The organism is Streptomyces sp. NPDC001507, assembly GCF_042894765.1.
Lineage (GTDB): Bacteria > Actinomycetota > Actinomycetes > Streptomycetales > Streptomycetaceae > Streptomyces.
In genome coordinates, this window is the sequence record NZ_JBIAVV010000013.1 from 73,727 (window position 1) to 89,474 (window position 15,748).

General features: G+C 72.1%; 16 protein-coding genes. 6 read left to right on the forward strand and 10 right to left on the reverse strand.

What is annotated here, in order from left to right; translation table 11 throughout:
* Window positions 1–98: 98 nt before the first annotated feature.
* The gene (locus ACFY0K_RS36365) at window positions 99–569 is read right to left on the reverse strand and encodes a hypothetical protein (RefSeq protein ID WP_351961427.1); all 471 of its coding nucleotides are present in this window, start codon (window positions 567–569) and stop codon (window positions 99–101) included.
* Window positions 570–903: 334 nt separating this feature from the next.
* On the opposite strand from ACFY0K_RS36365, the gene ACFY0K_RS36370 reads away from it, so the two are divergent.
* Both ACFY0K_RS36370 and ACFY0K_RS36375 read left to right on the forward strand, forming a co-directional pair.
* Window positions 904–2,253, forward strand: a complete 1,350-nt coding sequence (locus ACFY0K_RS36370; protein WP_390643433.1) for a transaminase — start codon at window positions 904–906, stop codon at window positions 2,251–2,253.
* Between the two features lie 37 nt (window positions 2,254–2,290).
* Window positions 2,291–2,731 (forward strand): Lrp/AsnC family transcriptional regulator, encoded by a 441-nt coding sequence (locus tag ACFY0K_RS36375; protein ID WP_093497173.1) that lies wholly within the window; start codon window positions 2,291–2,293, stop codon window positions 2,729–2,731.
* A 29-nt stretch (window positions 2,732–2,760) separates the two neighbouring features.
* On the opposite strand, the gene ACFY0K_RS36380 is transcribed toward ACFY0K_RS36375, so the two are convergent.
* Window positions 2,761–3,858 carry a PP2C family protein-serine/threonine phosphatase gene (locus ACFY0K_RS36380; RefSeq protein ID WP_390643434.1) on the reverse strand — a complete coding sequence of 366 codons (1,098 nt, stop codon included), beginning with the start codon at window positions 3,856–3,858 and terminating at the stop codon, window positions 2,761–2,763.
* A gap of 244 nt (window positions 3,859–4,102) precedes the next feature.
* Here ACFY0K_RS36380 and ACFY0K_RS36385 point away from each other — a divergent pair, with 244 nt between their 5' ends.
* Window positions 4,103–4,996: a GNAT family N-acetyltransferase gene (locus ACFY0K_RS36385; RefSeq protein WP_390643435.1), complete on the forward strand. Its 894-nt coding sequence runs from the start codon at window positions 4,103–4,105 to the stop codon at window positions 4,994–4,996.
* An 83-nt stretch (window positions 4,997–5,079) separates the two neighbouring features.
* On the opposite strand, the gene ACFY0K_RS36390 is transcribed toward ACFY0K_RS36385, so the two are convergent.
* The 5 genes from ACFY0K_RS36390 to ACFY0K_RS36410 all read right to left on the reverse strand — a co-directional run bounded on the left by ACFY0K_RS36390 (window position 5,080) and on the right by ACFY0K_RS36410 (window position 8,744).
* On the reverse strand, window positions 5,080–5,967 hold the full coding sequence (locus ACFY0K_RS36390; RefSeq protein ID WP_390643681.1) for a Gfo/Idh/MocA family protein: 888 nt from the start codon (window positions 5,965–5,967) through the stop codon (window positions 5,080–5,082).
* Between the two features lie 47 nt (window positions 5,968–6,014).
* Window positions 6,015–6,998 carry an ATP-grasp ribosomal peptide maturase gene (gene tgmB, locus ACFY0K_RS36395; protein ID WP_390643436.1) on the reverse strand — a complete coding sequence of 328 codons (984 nt, stop codon included), beginning with the start codon at window positions 6,996–6,998 and terminating at the stop codon, window positions 6,015–6,017.
* Between the two features lie 15 nt (window positions 6,999–7,013).
* Entirely contained in the window at window positions 7,014–7,205 is a 192-nt protein-coding gene (gene tgmA / locus ACFY0K_RS36400; protein ID WP_089102565.1) for a putative ATP-grasp-modified RiPP, read from the reverse strand.
* 165 nt (window positions 7,206–7,370) lie between these two features.
* Window positions 7,371–8,237, reverse strand: a complete 867-nt coding sequence (locus tag ACFY0K_RS36405) for a fructosamine kinase family protein (RefSeq protein ID WP_390643437.1) — start codon at window positions 8,235–8,237, stop codon at window positions 7,371–7,373.
* A 27-nt stretch (window positions 8,238–8,264) separates the two neighbouring features.
* On the reverse strand, window positions 8,265–8,744 hold the full coding sequence (locus tag ACFY0K_RS36410; protein WP_390643438.1) for a hypothetical protein: 480 nt from the start codon (window positions 8,742–8,744) through the stop codon (window positions 8,265–8,267).
* Between the two features lie 227 nt (window positions 8,745–8,971).
* Here ACFY0K_RS36410 and ACFY0K_RS36415 point away from each other — a divergent pair, with 227 nt between their 5' ends.
* The 3 genes from ACFY0K_RS36415 (at window position 8,972) to ACFY0K_RS36425 (ending at window position 11,830) form a co-directional block, all read left to right on the forward strand.
* Window positions 8,972–10,360, forward strand: coding sequence for a glycoside hydrolase family 43 protein (locus ACFY0K_RS36415; RefSeq protein ID WP_390643439.1), 1,389 nt, complete (start codon window positions 8,972–8,974; stop codon window positions 10,358–10,360).
* Between the two features lie 235 nt (window positions 10,361–10,595).
* Complete coding sequence (locus tag ACFY0K_RS36420; protein ID WP_390643440.1) at window positions 10,596–11,024, forward strand: hypothetical protein; 429 nt, start codon at window positions 10,596–10,598, stop codon at window positions 11,022–11,024.
* A gap of 110 nt (window positions 11,025–11,134) precedes the next feature.
* The gene (locus ACFY0K_RS36425) at window positions 11,135–11,830 is read left to right on the forward strand and encodes a class F sortase (RefSeq protein ID WP_390643441.1); all 696 of its coding nucleotides are present in this window, start codon (window positions 11,135–11,137) and stop codon (window positions 11,828–11,830) included.
* A 57-nt stretch (window positions 11,831–11,887) separates the two neighbouring features.
* Here the strand turns inward: ACFY0K_RS36425 and ACFY0K_RS36430 are convergent, their stop codons facing one another.
* Genes ACFY0K_RS36430 through ACFY0K_RS36440 form a run of 3 tightly spaced genes read right to left on the reverse strand, consistent with a single transcriptional unit; the run spans window position 11,888 to window position 15,734 of the window.
* A complete protein-coding gene (locus ACFY0K_RS36430; protein WP_390643442.1) occupies window positions 11,888–12,889 on the reverse strand; it encodes a LacI family DNA-binding transcriptional regulator in 1,002 nt (333 codons plus the stop codon).
* A gap of 2 nt (window positions 12,890–12,891) precedes the next feature.
* Window positions 12,892–14,193 (reverse strand): alpha-galactosidase, encoded by a 1,302-nt coding sequence (locus ACFY0K_RS36435; protein ID WP_390643443.1) that lies wholly within the window; start codon window positions 14,191–14,193, stop codon window positions 12,892–12,894.
* 17 nt (window positions 14,194–14,210) lie between these two features.
* On the reverse strand, window positions 14,211–15,734 hold the full coding sequence (locus tag ACFY0K_RS36440) for an alpha-N-arabinofuranosidase (protein ID WP_390643444.1): 1,524 nt from the start codon (window positions 15,732–15,734) through the stop codon (window positions 14,211–14,213).
* Window positions 15,735–15,748: the final 14 nt, after the last annotated feature.

Consider the following 15,748-nt stretch of genomic DNA (forward strand, 5'->3'; position numbering starts at 1 on the left):
ACCCCGAGCTCACAGAATACGAGCACGGCCGGCCGGCCGCCCGGCGAACCGGAGCGCCGCCGGGCCGCCGTTCCCGTCCTGCCACCCCGCCGCAGGCCTCACTGCTCCTCGCACACCGGCCGCAGGACCGCCAGCGTGCCGTTGGCCTCGCGCAGCGCCGACTCCAGCGTGGCCGGCCGGTGCAGTGCCCCGCTGCCGTCGGGCGGCACCAGCCACTCCAGGAACCGCGTGGGCCGGTACGGCGGCGGTACGGCGACCCACGCCCCCTTGGTCGTGTACCGCAGCCCGGCCCCGATCCAGCCGCCGGACGGGTCGGGCGGCAGGAGAAACCCGACCCGGCGTGCCGCGGTGTCCACCAGCGTCGGTCCGGGCACCGGCAGGGACGGCCGCCACAGCAGGTCGAGCGTGAGCAGACCGAGCCGGTCCGGCACGCTCAGCACGTCCCAGAAGCGCCCCGCCTCCAGCAGTGAGACGCCCTCACCATGGTCCCACTCCCACTTGCACGCCCGGGGGTCCGCCGAGGCCGCCGCGAGCCACTCGACACCCTGCATCCACATCCTGTTCGTCATGCACCCGCTCCGCGATATCCCGCTCACCCGTTCCGCACGCAGGGGAACGCCCGACGCCGGGCACTCGGCGCCTCCGCACGCCAACCCGGCATATGCATGCTGGTAGATATTTCTAACTGGCGGAAGGGGTGGCGAACCCTGGCGTTTGAGGGCGAATGTTCGAACACTGCGCAGTGGTGCGAGTGTTGCTCAAAACGGCGCAATTGTCCGCGTGAGGATGAGCGCTCGATTCGCTCGTCGCAACAATCGATTCGAGCGTCATCTCTTGCTGTGGGACTGATATCGGTCGTACGCTCACGCTGTTCCGTCGCCACCGTTCGACCAGGGGTATTCCATGGACCGCACCCGACTGCACGCCCTCCTGGCCCGCGAGAGCGCCGAGGCCGAGCGGCGAAACCCCCGCTCCCGAGCGGCATATGCCGATGCCGGCCATCTCTTCGGCCGGGTCCCGATGACGTGGATGAACAAGACCGCCGGCGCCTTCCCCCGGTACCTGGCGACCGCCCGCGGCGCCCGGGTCACGGACGTCGACGGGCACACCTACATCGACTTCTGCCTCGGCGACACGGGTGCGATGGCCGGTCACTCGCCGACCGCGGTGACCGAGGCGGTGCACCGCAGGTTCGCCGAGCTCGGCGGGGCCACCGCAATGCTGCCGACGGAGGACGCGGAGTGGGTCGGCGCCGAGCTGACCCGCCGCTTCGGGCTCGCCCGCTGGAGCTTCTCGCTGACCGCGACGGACGCCAACCGGTGGGCGATCCGGCTCGCCCGTGCCGTCACCGGGCGCCCGAAGATCCTGGTGAACAGCTACAGCTACCACGGCAGCGTCGACGAGTCCCTCATCGTCGTCGGCCCCGACGGCAAGGGAGCACCCCGTCCCGGGAACGTCGGCGCGCCCTGCGACGTCACCCTGACCAGCCGGGTCGCCGAGTTCAACGACCTGGACCAGCTGGAGCGCGAACTCGCCCACGGCGACGTGGCCGCCGTCCTCATGGAACCCGCCCTCACCAACATCGGCATCGTGCTGCCCGAACCCGGCTATCTGGAGGGGGTGCGCGCCCTCACCCGGCAGTACGGCACGCTGCTGATCAACGACGAGACGCACACCTTCTCGGCGGGCCCCGGCGGCTGCACCGCGGCCTGGGAGCTGGAGCCCGACCTGCTGACCATCGGCAAGGCCATCGGCGGTGGCATCCCGGCCGGCGCCTACGGCCTCTCCGCCGGCCTCGCCGAGCGGCTCCTCGCCCGCGACGACCTGGACCTGGTGGACATGGGCGGGGTCGGCGGCACCCTGGCCGGCAACGCGCTCTCGGTGGCGGCGACCCGGGCCACCCTGGAGCACGTGCTCACCGACGAGGCGTTCGGCCACATGGACCGGCTCTCCGCACGCTTCGAGGCCGGTGTCCGGGCCGCCGTGGAGGCACACGGACTGCCCTGGTCGGTCAGCCGGCTCGGCGCCCGCACCGAGTACCGCTTCGCCGCCCCGGCGCCGCGCACCGGGACCGAGTCCGAGGCCGCCGCCGACCCCGGCCTCGAGGACTTCCTGCACCTCTACCTCGCCAACCGGGGCATCCTCCTCACCCCGTTCCACAACATGGCCCTGATGTGCCCCGACACCACCGAGCAGGACGTCGACACCCACACCGCGGTGTTCGGCGCCGCCCTGCTCGAACTGGCCGGCTGAGGGCCGGCGGGGGAGGGGACAGGAGAACGTGGTGCACATGGACGACATCGACCGGGCCATCCTGCGCGAACTCCAGGCCGACGGCCGTATCGCCTACGCCGACCTGGGACCGAAGGTCGGCCTCTCCGCCTCCGCGGCCCGGCAACGGCTGCAGCGGCTGCTGGACTCCCGGGCCGTGCAGGTCGTCGGCGTCACCGACCCGATGGCCATGGGCGGCCAGGCGATGGCCCTGCTCGGCATCGGCGTGGACGGCGACCCCCGCGCCGTGGCCGACGCGCTCGCCGGGCACCCCGCGGTGGTGTACTCCGTCTTCACCTCGGGTGGCTTCGACCTGTTCGCCGAGGTGGTCACCCCCGGACCGAAGGACCTGCTCGACTTCGTCAACGACGTGGTCCGGCCGATCGAGGGCGTACGCGAGGTCCGGCCCTTCCCGTACTTCGGCATCCACACCCACCGGTTCCTGTGGGAGGTGGGCTGAGAGCCCGGCCGGCGGCGGTGCCCCGGACCTCAGCCGACGGCCGGTGTCAGGACCAGCATGGTGGCGTCGTCACGCACCTCGTAGTGGCGTGCCAGGTCCGCCCACACCAGCTCGCTGAGCGCAACCGCGTCCACGCCCGCGAACCCGGCGAGCCGCTCCGGGAGCGGGTAGAAGCCCCCGGACCGGTCGCGGGCCTCCCAGACGCCGTCCGAGGCGAGGAACAGGCGGTCGCAGGGACCCAGCTCCACCGTGACCTCCTTCGCCGGGTCCACTCCCACCAGCCCCAGCCCCAGCGGGGCCCCGGGAGCGACGATCACTTCCTGGGCCTGCCCGTCGCGCAGCAGCACGGGCGCCGGATGACCGCAGGCCACGATCCGCACCGACCGAAGATCGGCCGAGAACTCCAGCAGCAGGGCCGTGGCGAACAGCTCTGTGTGCGGGACGTCGGCCGAGTCCACCGTCAGCCTGCGGTCCATCCGCGCCGCCACCGACTCCAGGTCGGGCAGGTCGAGCACCGCCTCCCGGAACGCGCCGAGCAGCGACACCACCGTGGCGACGGCGGCCAGCCCGTGCCCCCGTACGTCCCCCATCACCGCCCGGACCCCGTACGGGCCGTCGCGCACGTCGAAGAAGTCCCCGCCGACCAGCGTCCCGTGCTGCGCGGCCCGGTACAGGCCCACGCACCCCACCGCGCCGACGTGCTCCGGCAGCGGCGGCAGCACCGCCCGCTGCACCGCCTCGCCCACCGCCCGCTCGGTGAGCAGCTGGGCGTCCCGGTGACTGCGTACGTAGGAGACGAACACGCTCAGCAGCGCCACGAAGGTGACTGTGAGGAGGTCGGTGTCGCCGGGATGGTTGAGGTGGGTGGCGGGCACGTTGAGCAGCAGCACCACCAGGCAGCTGAGGACGGCGGTGGCCAGCGGGCCGTAGGAGAGCACGGCCAGCGGCGGGATGGCGCCGAGCAGGAAGCCGAAGTCGTGTCCGTCCGGGCTGATCAGCGTCGCCACCGTCACGACCCCGAGCAGGACGATGGGCAGCACCCGCACCCAGCGTGGCGGCGGCGCACCCTGCAACCAGCCACGACTGTCCCGGTAGCCACGCGGCGACCAGCCGCGCACCGAAGTCACATCCCCAAGCTACGCCCGTGACCGGGCACCGCACCTGCCCCGATCATGAAAAGCCGCGCCGGGGAAACCCGTGGACGCGTCCGGCCCGGGCCCCTTAACGTATGAGCGCACGCCCGAGACCGGACGGAAGGAGGCGAGTGCGATGTATCTCACACCCATCCCGCGCTCCCTCCCCGTTTCCCGGGCGTGACAGGTCAGAGCTGACCCGGGAGCGCTCCTTGCAGCACGCATCCCGGAGGAATCCGTGACCGATCCGGTCATCCGTACGATCGACGACAGCACCGACCATCTCTTCGACACCCTGCCCGACCCGTTGCGGATGCGGGAGCGGCACCGGACGGCCGGATTCCGTGCCGACTGGAAGCGCGTCGCCCTGCGCGACGGGCGCGTCGTCGCCCGGGCCGCCTGGTGGGGCGCTCCCGGGGCCACCGAACCGCTCCTGATCAACTGGTTCGACGTGGCCGAGGGCGAGGAGGAGGCCGGTGCCGAACTGCTGCGCAGCGCGCCCTGGCGGGTCGAGGAACTGGAACTCGACCTGCCCACGGGCTGGCGCGAGACCCCCGCCGTGCGCACCGCCGCCGAGACCAGCTTCAGCGCCGCCCGCAAGGCCGGCTTCGAACTCCTGGTGGAGCGGTACAACTACCGCTGGACCCCCGAGTACGGCCTGCCCGAACGGCCCGGCCGGCTCGTCTTCACTCCCGAGCCCGACGACGGGGTGTTCTTCGACGCCCTGCGCCGCATCCACTCCGTCACCCTGGACACCCACGCCCGCCGCGCCGTCGAACAGGGGGGAGTGGACCAGGCGGCCCAGGAGGAGATGGACTTCTTCCACTGGATGCCCTCGCCCAGGGAGTGGTGGCAGATCGGCCGCACGCCCGACGGCGAGCCGGTCGGCATCCACATCCCCGGGCGCAACCCGGGCGGGCCCTGCATCGGGTTCATCGGCGTCCTGCCCGAGCAGCGCGGGCACGGCTACGCCTACGACCTGCTGGTGGAGTGCACGCGCTTCCTCGCCGAGCAGGGCGCCGAATTCATCGCGGCCGCCACCGACCAGGGCAACACCCCCATGGCCGCCCACTTCGCCAGGGCCGGATACCCCGTCGCCCGGGAGCGGGTGAACTTCTGGGCGAGGCGCTGAGGCCCCACGCCACCCATGCGCGACCAGCCACGACGGCGCCGCAGACGGCAGACGGCCTCTCGCGGCAACTTCCAGCGGAGCGACTAGCCGACGTCCTTGCCCAGCAGCGTCTCCGCCTCCGCGAGGATCTCGGTGACCCGCAGGCCGAAGGCCGCGTCGCAGGGGTGCCCCCGCCCCGTGCGCGCGGCCGTGACCAGGGCGTCGGCGGCCCGGCTCAGCGCGGGAACCGCTCCTTCCGCACTCCTCGGAAGGAGCGTGACCCCCGCCTCGCCCCGCAGCTCCACGTCGGCCCCGGCCGCCGCCGGCGGCGCGGTCAGGCTCAGCGTCACCGTGCTCGACGCCCCGCCTGCGTGGTCGAGGACGAGATGAACGGTGTCCGCGGGACCGTGCACCGCGGCCGCCACCCGCCGTACGTCGCCCAGCACCGGCAGCAGCACGGACAGGGCGTGCGGACCCACGTCCCACAGCGCGCCCTTCTCCCGCCGCCAGGGCGAGTCGGCGAACGGGCTCTCACCGGTGAACAGCGAACCCAGCCACTGCGCCCGGGCCGTGAACCAGCCGTCCGCGGCGGCCTGTTCCCCGATCCACGCCTCGGGCTCCTGCTGGAACCGGGTGGTGAAGAACACCACGGAGGCGACCCGGGCCCGCTCGGCCGCCTCCACCACCGCCCGCCCCTCGGCGACGCCGAGCGCGAGCGGCTTGTCCAGCAGCAGGTGGCGGCCGGCCGTCGCGGCCCGCACGGCCAGCTCCGCCTGGACGACCGGCGGCAGCGCCACGGCCACCGCGTCCACGTCGCCGAGCAGCGCGTCCACGTCGCCGTACGCCCGGACGCCGTACTCCCCGGCCAGTTCCGCGGCGGCCTCGGGGCGGCGGCCCCACACTCCGGCGAAGTCCAGCGAACCGTGCCCCGCCAGCGCGGGGGCGTACGCCGCCCGCGCCCAGGGCCCCGTGCCCAGCAGTCCGATGCGCATCTCGCGTTCCTTTCTCCGTACCAGGTCCCACATCGTCGCCCAGCCGGTCAGGGCGTCGTGCTCCGCCCCCGGTCTGCGTACGGCCGGCACCGGTCGCTGCCGTGCGCCAGCCACCCGGCGATGGTCTCGGCGATCGGCTGGCCGGTGTCCATCTCGACGAACCCGAACTGCCCCGACTGGTTGCACTCCAGGAACCACCAGATGCCGTCGGCGTCCTCCGCGAAGTCGAAGGCGCCGTAGGCCAGCCCGGCGTCCTTCATGTACGTGTGGACCGACTCGGCGACTCGCGGCGGCACCTGCGCCTCCTGCCAGGGGGAGTCGGACGGCGCGAACCGGACGTCCACGTCGTCGGGGTGGGCGTCCGGGCTCACCGGCTTGCGGGCGGCCAGCAGCCGGTCGCCGACCACCGTGAGCCGGATGTCGGCCCGCTTGGCGACCCGCCGCTGCAACAGCGTCGGGCCGAACGCCACCGCCGCGAAGTCGGTGTCCGGTGCCACCCGGCTGGTCGGCACGGCCCGCGGCGGCTCCTGTGGGTGCGCGCCCGAAACCGGCTTCACCACGAGGTCCGGGAACCGCTCCGCGAAATCCCGGGCCGCCTGCGGAAACGTGGTGATCAGCGTCGCGGGCACGGCGAGCCCGCTCTGCTGCGCCAGCCGCAGCTGCCAGGGCTTGTGGCGGGCCCGCCGGGCCGCGTCCGGATGGTTCATCCAGCGCGCCTCGGTCCCGCGCAGCATGCCGTACAGCGCCTGCTCGGACTCCTCGGTCAGCCAGGCCGACGGCTGGGCCGCCCGGGCGGCCGCCGCCCCCGGCCTGCGCACCCAGATGGAGCGCAGGCCGTTCACGCTCACCAGACGCCCGTTCACGGACAGATGCCCGCGGCTGACGCCCTGCACATACTCGCCCGACAGGGCCACACCACTGGTCAGATCAGCAGGATCGAGACGGACGACGGGCACTCCGGCCTCGTGCAGCCGGAGGACCACCATGTCCGCCGTCACGTCCTCTTCACTGGTCAGGATGAGCACGGTCATCGTGAGGATCCGCGATCAGTCGTCGAAGTGCGTCTTGGAGCCCGCGGTGGAGGTCGTGGTCCCCAGGGCTCTGAGCGTTGCGTGATCGGTGGCTGCGATCCGGCCATCGTGGAGAACGTTCAACTGCAGTCCGGAGTCATACGCGTACGGAGTGGTGACGTCCAACTGCACTGCGGGGCGTGCGTAGTTGAGCGCGAACGGTTGCATGGTCTCTCCCTGTTTCGTTCTTCCATGCACTTATACGATTCGAACGCGTGGTTGGTTTCCTTACTCTGCGTAATCTCAGCCCGAATTAAGAGCTTGTTAAGGGAGAAGCGGCGAATCGCTCCTGCACGTGGCCGATTTCACATTCCCCAACGGCACATGACGGTGTCACATGTCCGCGAAATTCCGGGATGTCGCCAACGCCTGTTCGGCATAGTTCCGTCCGAAGAGCACCGCGTGCACCAGCAGCGGGAACAGCTGGTGCAGGCCGATCCGCCGGGCCCAGCCGTAGGTCAGCGGGGCCGCTTCCTGATAACCCGCCAGGATCCGGTCCAGATACGGGCAGCCGAAGAGGTGGAGCATCGCGAGGTCGGTCTCGCGGTGCCCGCCGTGCGCGGCCGGGTCGATCAGCCGGACCTGGCCGTCGGCCCCCCACAGGACGTTGCCGTTCCACAGGTCGCCGTGCAGCCGGGCCGGCGGCTCGGGCGGCCCCGCGAGCTCCGGCAGCCGCTCGCAGACCCGCTCGATCACGGCGGCCTCGCCCGGCCGCAGGATCCCCCGGTCGGCCGCCTCGCGCAGGTACGGCAGCACCCGGTGCTCGGCGTACCAGTGCGGCCAGTCGGTGCCGGGCTCGTTGCGCATCGGGGCGAGACCGATCCACGCGTCGCGCGGACCGCCCGGCGGGGCCGCCCCGAAGGCCGGGGCGCCTGCCGCGTGCAGGGCGGCCAGCGCCCGGCCGAAGCGCGTCGCCACCCCGGCGTCCGGACGCCCGGTGCGGACCAGCCGGGTCACCAGCCAGCGCTCGTCGTGCCCGAGCACCTCGGGCACCGGCACCGCCCGGGCGGCGGCCAGCCAGCGCAGCCCGGCCGCCTCGGCCCGTACCGCCCCGGGGCCGTCACCGCGCTTGACCACGACCGCGGTGCCGCCCGCGAGTGTCACCTCCGCCAGACCGCCCGGCCCCGCCCGCTCAGCCGAGACCGGCCGCCCGGTGAGCCGGGCGGCCACCGCGCCCGGACTCTCGCCGCCATTGACCACGGCCACCAGGGTACGGGCCGGGCGGGATCACGAGCCCCAGGTGCCCTGGTCGACCGCGCAGTTCCACCCCGAGCCGTGCAGCGTGAACCGCACCTTGTAGGTGTGGGTGCTCAGCAGGTGCGTCTGCACCTTCACCCCGAGAGCGCCCTTCTTCTTGAGTGTCGTCGTGTACACCGACACCGTCTTCGACGTCCTGTGGCTGACCTTGCCGCCCTTGGCCGTGGCAGTGCCGAAGCGGATGTTCCTGACGTCCGTCACGGTGAACGTGACCTTCTGGAAGCTCTTGGCCGTGCTCCTGTTCCTGACCCCGAAGTACAGGCCGCCGTCGGTCACCCAGCCGCTCGCGTTCACGGCGAAGCGGCTCGGATAGACGATGTCGACCGGGCAGCCGGTGCTCCTCGCCGTCTCCGCGCCGTTCTCCGTCCGCGCCGACGCGCCCGTGGCGAGCGCGAGTTGGGCGGCGGTCAGCACGCCGGCGACGGCCAGGACCCGGAAAGACGCATGCATACGGTTCACTGCGGTGATACCTCCCCCTGCGGTACTCATCGGACCGTAGAGAAGAATCCCATCCCCCTCGCCCGGAAGCAGGCGATTTTCGCGGACCCCGCACAGTGAATTCCCAGTAACTCCCTTGCTGCACAAGCATTGACGCGCCCCACGCCCCCCTCTAGTTTCTGATCGGTTTCCCGAACCGTGTCCGAAATCCCGGACATCCCCCCTCGTCTGGAGCGCACATGAACGGCACCCCTCTGTCGCGCCGCCACTTCCTCGGTGCGGCCGTGACCGTCCCCCTCGCCGCCACCGGCGCCCTCGCCCTCGGCGCCGGAGCCGCCCGGGCCGCGACCGACTCGGCCTACGTGATGTGCTACTTCACCGAGTCCCCGGACATGCTGGCCGCCGACTACGGCCTGCACCTCGCCGTCAGCACCGACGGCCTCCAGTGGACCCCGCTCAACCAGAACGACCCCGTGGCCACCCCCACCACCGGCTCCCTCGGCCTGCGCGACCCGTTCATCCTGCGCAAGCAGGACGGCACCTTCGTGGTCCTCGCCACCGACCTGTACGGCACCGACTGGTCCTACGTCAGCCAGTACATCCACGTCTGGGACTCCACCGACCTGCGCACCTTCACCGGCTACCGGCGGATGAAGCTGCACGACATGGACACCCACGCCTGGGCCCCGGAGGCCTTCTGGGACGCGGGGCGCGGCACGTACGGCGTCATCTACTCCGCCGTCAACGACAGCGGCCACAACGTCATCATGATCAACTACACCGGCGACTTCGTGACCGCCGGCGACCCGCAGGTCTTCTTCGACCCGGGCTACGACGTCATCGACGGCGACCTCGCCGTCGGCGTGGGCGGCGTGAACTACCTGTACTTCAAGAAGAACTCGACGCTCGTCGGCGCCCGCTCCACCTCACTTGACCCGGGCAGCTTCACCGAGTTCTCCACGGCCGTCTCGCACCACGGCACCGAGGCCCCGACCCTGGTCAAGTCCCTCACGTCCAGCTCCACCTGGTACCTCTGGGGAGACACCTGGGACCCCAACGGCGTCTTCTACGCCTGGCAGACCAGCGCCCTGTCCGCCGGTACCTGGACCGCCCTCGACCAGAAGACCTACACCCAGCCGCTCAACTCCAAGCACTGCGGCATCCAGCCCATCACCGCGACGGAGTACGCCAACCTCGTCGCCACGTGGGGCACCCCCGCCTGGAACCGGCTGAAGTCCTACAACTACCCGGCCAGATACGTCCGGCACAGCGACTTCGTCGGCCGGATCGACGAATACGCCTTCGACCCGTACACCGACGGCATGTGGAACCTGGTCCCCGGCCTCGCCGACAGCGGCGGCGTGTCCTTCCGGTCCGTGAACTACCCGACCCGCTACCTGCGCCACTACGACTACCAGCTGCGGCTCGACGAGAACGACGGCACCACGACGTTCGCCCAGGACGCCACGTTCTACCGGACGGCCGGCCTGGCCGACGCCTCCTGGTCCTCCTTCCGCTCGTACAACTACCCGACGCGCTACATCCGCCACTCCGACTTCGTGCTGCGCATCGACCCCGTCTCCACGAGCACCGACCGGGCCGACGCCACCTTCCACGTCGGCTACTGACACCCCACCGGGCCCGCCGCGCGGCGACACGCCGACCACGGGTCCGCGACCGCCCGAATGGCGGTGTGCCCGACCGGGGGATTGGCCCAGCCGGGCGGTGTTGGGCGTGTCGTGACCACGGATGGGCCGCCTGGATGGTGCGCGCCGCGGGGCTGGCTGACGGTGGTTCATGTCGGGGCCGGGTCGTTACAGCTGATGGAGTATCGGCGCCCGGCCACGGCGGAAGGACATCGAGATGCGTTCTGCCCGCATGATCCTCGCGACCACGGCCGCCACCGCGGCCCTCGCGTTCGCCGCCCCAGCAGCCCAGGCCGCGGGCTCGGGGGACCGGGACGACGGAGGCGACTCTTCCTACAGCAGCAACGACAGCAGGTTCGACCCCGATTCCTACAAGGGTCAGGACGACGAGGACGAGGGAGGCAAGCAGGACCAGGGGGGCAAGCAGGACCAGGGGGGCAAGCAGCAGGGCGGCAAGGGGAAGGACCAGGGCGGTTCGTCGTGGGGCGACGACGAGGAGAGCGGCCGGCCGCACGGCGGTATGCACACCGGCGGCGGCGCCCTCGCCTCGCCCGGTGTCACCGCGGGCGGGCTGGCCGTGCTCGGCGTGGCCGCCTCCGGTGCCTACGCGCTGCGGCGCAGGAGAGTCCCCGGGTCCGCGTCCTGATGGGCCCACGCATGCGGGGGCCGCGGTGCCGTCGGCGCTCCACACTCCGACGGCACCGCGCCCCCTGTGTTCCGCCCTCCCGCTGCCGTGCCCCAGAAAGGTGACCTCCGATGGCAGCTGGCCCCGCCACCCAGATCCCCGAAGCCCCCGCCGACCCCGACGGCCCCGACGACCGGGACGCCGCCGGCAGCGCCCCGTCCGGCGGGCGGCTCCCCGTCTGGTGCATCGCCGCCCTGCTCGTCGCCGTGGCGCTGATCGGCGGGCACCAGGGCGGCTCCGACACCACCGGCACCACCAGGGCCGGGAGCACGGACGCCCTGCCCTCGGCGGATCCCCGCCGGACCGGCGAGGCGCTGCCGCGGTCCACGCCGATCCGCCTGCTCATCCCGAAGATCTCCGTCGACGCACCCTTCACCGCCCTCACCATCGGTTCCACGGGCCAGCTCGAGCCCCCGCCGGCCGCCAACACCAACCTCGTCGGCTGGTACTCGAAGGGCGCGGCACCCGGCGAGGCGGGCACCTCGATCATCGCGGGGCACGTCGACACCGTGACCTCGGCGGCCGTCTTCGCCCGGCTGGACGAACTGGAACGCGGCGACCGCTTCACGGTGGACCGGGCCGACGGGACGGAAGCGGACTTCGTCGTCGACGACGCCGAGACCTTCCCGAAGGACGACTTCCCCAGCGACCGCGTCTACGCCGACACCCGCCGCCCCGAGGTACGCCTGATCACCTGCGCCGGCGACTACGACCACGACGTCAGGGACTACACGGAGAACCTGGTGGTCTTCGCCCACCTGGTCTGACGCCTGGTCTGACACCTGGCCCGGCACCTGGTACGACGCCGCACCGGTACCGCCGGGTCAGCCACCCGTGGACTCCCGCACCACCAGCCGGAACGGACCGGCGAACTCCTCCCGCCCCGGCCCGCCCCGGTCGATGCGGGCCGCCAGCAGGGCGACCGCGCGCTCGGCCATCAGGTCGTGGTCCGGATCGACGGTGGTCAGGGAAGGGACGAGGTACGCGCTCTCGTCGACGTTGTCGAAGCCGACGACCTTGACCTGCTCCGGCACCCGGATCCCGGCATCGGCGAGAGCGCGCAGCACGCCCATGGCGACCGTGTCCGTCACGCAGAACACCCCGTCGAAGCCGAGACCCCGCGCCGTCCGCTCGTGGACACCGCGGGCGGCCTCCTGCATGGTGAGCGACGCGGCCGTCACCACCAGCTCGGGGTCGGCAGGCAGCCCCGCGGCCGCCAGCGCCCGCAGATACCCGGCGTACCGCAGGCTCGACACGTCGGCCTCGCCGCCCAGCCGCCCGCACACGACGGCGATCCGCCGGCAGCCCCGGTCGACGAGATGGCGGGTCGCGGCCTCGGCGGCGGCCTCGTTCGGCATCGCGACGTGGTCGACGGGCCCACCGAAGATCCGCTCGCCGAGAATCACCACCGGGTGGTCGACGTCGAGCGCCCCGACATCGGCCGGGCCCATGCCGACCGTGCTCAGGATGAGACCGTCGTAGAGCCGGTTGCGGGACTGGGACAGAGCGGCCAGCTCGCTCTCCCGGCTGGCGCCGGTCTGCTCGATGCTCACCCGCAGGCCGTGCCGGCCGGCCGCCGCGATGATGGCGGCGGCCAGCCGTCCGTAGTACGGGCGGTTGATCTCGGGGACGGCCAGGCCGATGGTCCCGGTACGGCCCTTGCGCAGGTTGCGGGCGGCCACGTTGACCCGGTAGCCCAGCCGGTCCATCGCCTCCAGGACCCGCTCACGGGTGGCCGGGCGGACGTTGGGGTGCCCGTTCATCACGTTGGAGACGGTCATCGCCGACACCCCGGCCGCCTTCGCCACGTCCTGGATCGTCGCCACACTCACTCCCGCCGGCTGTCCTCGGCAAGACGATAGAGGGCGGCACCGTGGGCGGGCAGCACCGCGGTCAGGTGCCGGCCGTCGTGGGCGGCCGCGGTGCCGGTCCACAGCTCCCGGACACGGTCGCGGGAGGTGGCGCCGACCGACCCCAGCGGCACCTGGACGCGCCGCTCCTCGTCCGCGAGCGAGAACACCGCCGCGTACCTGGTGTGCCCGTCGGTGTCCCGGGCGGTCCACAGCACCAGGTCCCGCTCCCGCAGCACCTCCCGGTTGCCGGTGCTGTGCCACAGGACGTCGAGGGCCTCGTCGTTGGTGAGCAGCGCGATGGTCTCGGGCGGGGAGGTGGGCAGGTCGCCGCCCATCATCAGCGGCGAGCGGGAGATGAGCCAGAGGGTGAGCAGGCTGACCTGCTCCGGCTGGGTGAGGCGGGACTGGCGGTCCGCGCCGCGCTCGGCGCGGATCCCGATGCGGCCGAGCGGCAGCATGTCGGCGTCCGCCCAGCCCCGCTCGCCCTGCCAGGGGGCCCAGCGGGCCATCCGCGCGAACTGCGCCTCGACGTCCTCCCAGCGGTCCCACAGGTCGTCGCAGACCCGCCACATGGTGGCGTGCTCGCGCAGATGGTCCAGACGGGCGAGGGACATGTCCGTGCCGGGGGAGAGACTCAGCTCGATGGGCCGGCCGCTGCGCTCGATCGCCCGCGCGTAGGCGGCGATCTCCCGCTCGTGGTACGGGAAGAGCATGTCGTCGGCCTTGACGAAGTCCACGCCCCAGGCGGCGAACTGGGCGACCTGGGAGTCGTAGTAGGCCTGGGCGCCCGGATGGTCGTGGTTCAGCCCGTAGTTGTCGGAGTTCCAGGGGCACACGGAACCGGTGTCGGCCACGTCCGCGGCCGTGAACTCCGTGCCGAGTACGGGCAGTGCGGCCTCGACCGCGCGGCGTGGGATGCCCCGCATGACATGCAGCCCGAACCGCAGGCCCATGCCGTGCACCCGCGCGGCCAGCGGCCCGAACCCGGCCCCGCCGGCGGCGGAGGGGAATCTGTTGGGGGCCGGGAGCTGGCGGCCGTGGCCGTCGAGGACGAGCGGGGCGTCCGGGTTGTAGCCGTGGGCCCGGGCGGTGGGCTCGTACCACTGGATGTCGACGACGACGGTGTCCCAGCCGTGCGGGAGCAGGTGCTCGTGCAGGAACTCGGCGTTGGCGAGGACCTCCTCCTCGGTGACGGTGGTGCCGTAGCAGTCCCAGCTGTTCCAGCCCATGGGCGGCCGCAGGTGACGGGCGGGCAGCGGGCGTGCGGGTCGGGTCATGTGCGCGCTCCTGCGGGTCAGGGCCGGTCCAGGGGAGCCTGGACGGTGACGAACGAGTGGGGCGGGAGGGTGAGCCGCAGTCCGCCGGCGGTCACGGACACGCCGTCGAAGGCGGTGGGGGAGACGCCCGTCGGGGCCTCCGGGGTGTTGTGGGCCTGGAGCTTGTCGGCCGTGAGGATCCGGGCGGCCGGCTCGCCGAGGCGGCCGCCGCGCAGGTCGAGGGTGACCTCGGCCGGTTCCTCGGCGTCCAGGTTGCTGAGCGAGATCAGGACGGTGCCGTCCTTGACGCTGGCCGAGGCGGACACCGTCTCCAGTTCCGCGTCGCCGACCGTGCGCCGGGTGCCCTCGCCGCGCAGGTGCACGGGGAGCGAGGTGGCGTCCTGGTGGCCCTTGTTCATCTCGAAGACGTGGTAGGTCGGGGTCAGGACCAGGGCGTCGCCGTCGGTGAGGAGCATGGCCTGCAGGACGTTGACGGTCTGGGCGATGTTGGCCATGTGCAGGCGGGCCGCGTGCCGGTGGAAGACGTCGAAGTGGGTGCTCGCCACCAGCGCGTCGCGCAGGGTGTTCTGCTGGAAGAGGAAGCCCGGGTCGGTGCCGGGTTCCACGTCCCACCAGGTGCCCCACTCGTCCAGGACGAGGCCGACGGTGCGCCCCGGGTCGTAGACGTCCATGACCGTGGAGTGGCCGGTGAGGATGCGGTCGATGCGGTGGGCCGACAGCATCGTGCGGTAGTGGTCCTCGGCGTCGAAGTCCGTGGCGCTGCCCTTGGCCTCCCAGGGCCCGGAGAGCGTGTAGTAGTGGACGGAGATGCCCTGGAAGAAGTTCTTGGGAGTCGCCTCGCAGCCGAAACAGCTGATCTGCTGCATCAGCGTCTCGGTCCACTTGTAGTCGGCGTCGGAGGCGCCCGAGGCGATCCGGTAGAGCTTGTTGTCGCCGTGGTCGCGGCAGTAGGTGGCGTACTGGCGGGCCAGGTCGGCCGAGTACTCGGCGCGCATGTTGCCGCCGCAGCCCCAGGTCTCGTTGCCGATGCCCCAGTACTTCACCCGCCACGGCTCCTCGCGGCCGTTCTCCTTGCGCAGCCGCACCATCGGGCTGTCGCCGTCCCTCGTGAGGTACTCCACCCACTCGCTCATCTCGCGGACGGTGCCGGAGCCGACGTTGCCGCTGATGTAGGGCTCGGCGCCGAGGAGTTCGCACAGGGCCATGAACTCGTGGGTGCCGAAGTGGTTGTTCTCCTCGACGTTGCCCCAGTGCGTGTTGACCATCCGGGGACGCTGCTCGCGCGGGCCGACGCCGTCCCGCCAGTGGTACTCGTCGGCGAAACAGCCGCCCGGCCAGCGCAGGTTGGGGATGTCCAGGGCCCGCAGGGCTGTCACGACGTCCAGGCGGATGCCGCCCTCGTTGGGGACGGGGGAGTCCTCACCGACCCAGAAGCCGCCGTAGACGCAGCGGCCGAGGTGTTCGGCGAAGTGGCCGTAGAGGTGGCGGCTGATCGTCGGGCCCTCGATGTCGAGGTTGATGATCGCGGTGGCGGTGGGCACGCGGGCACTCCTGT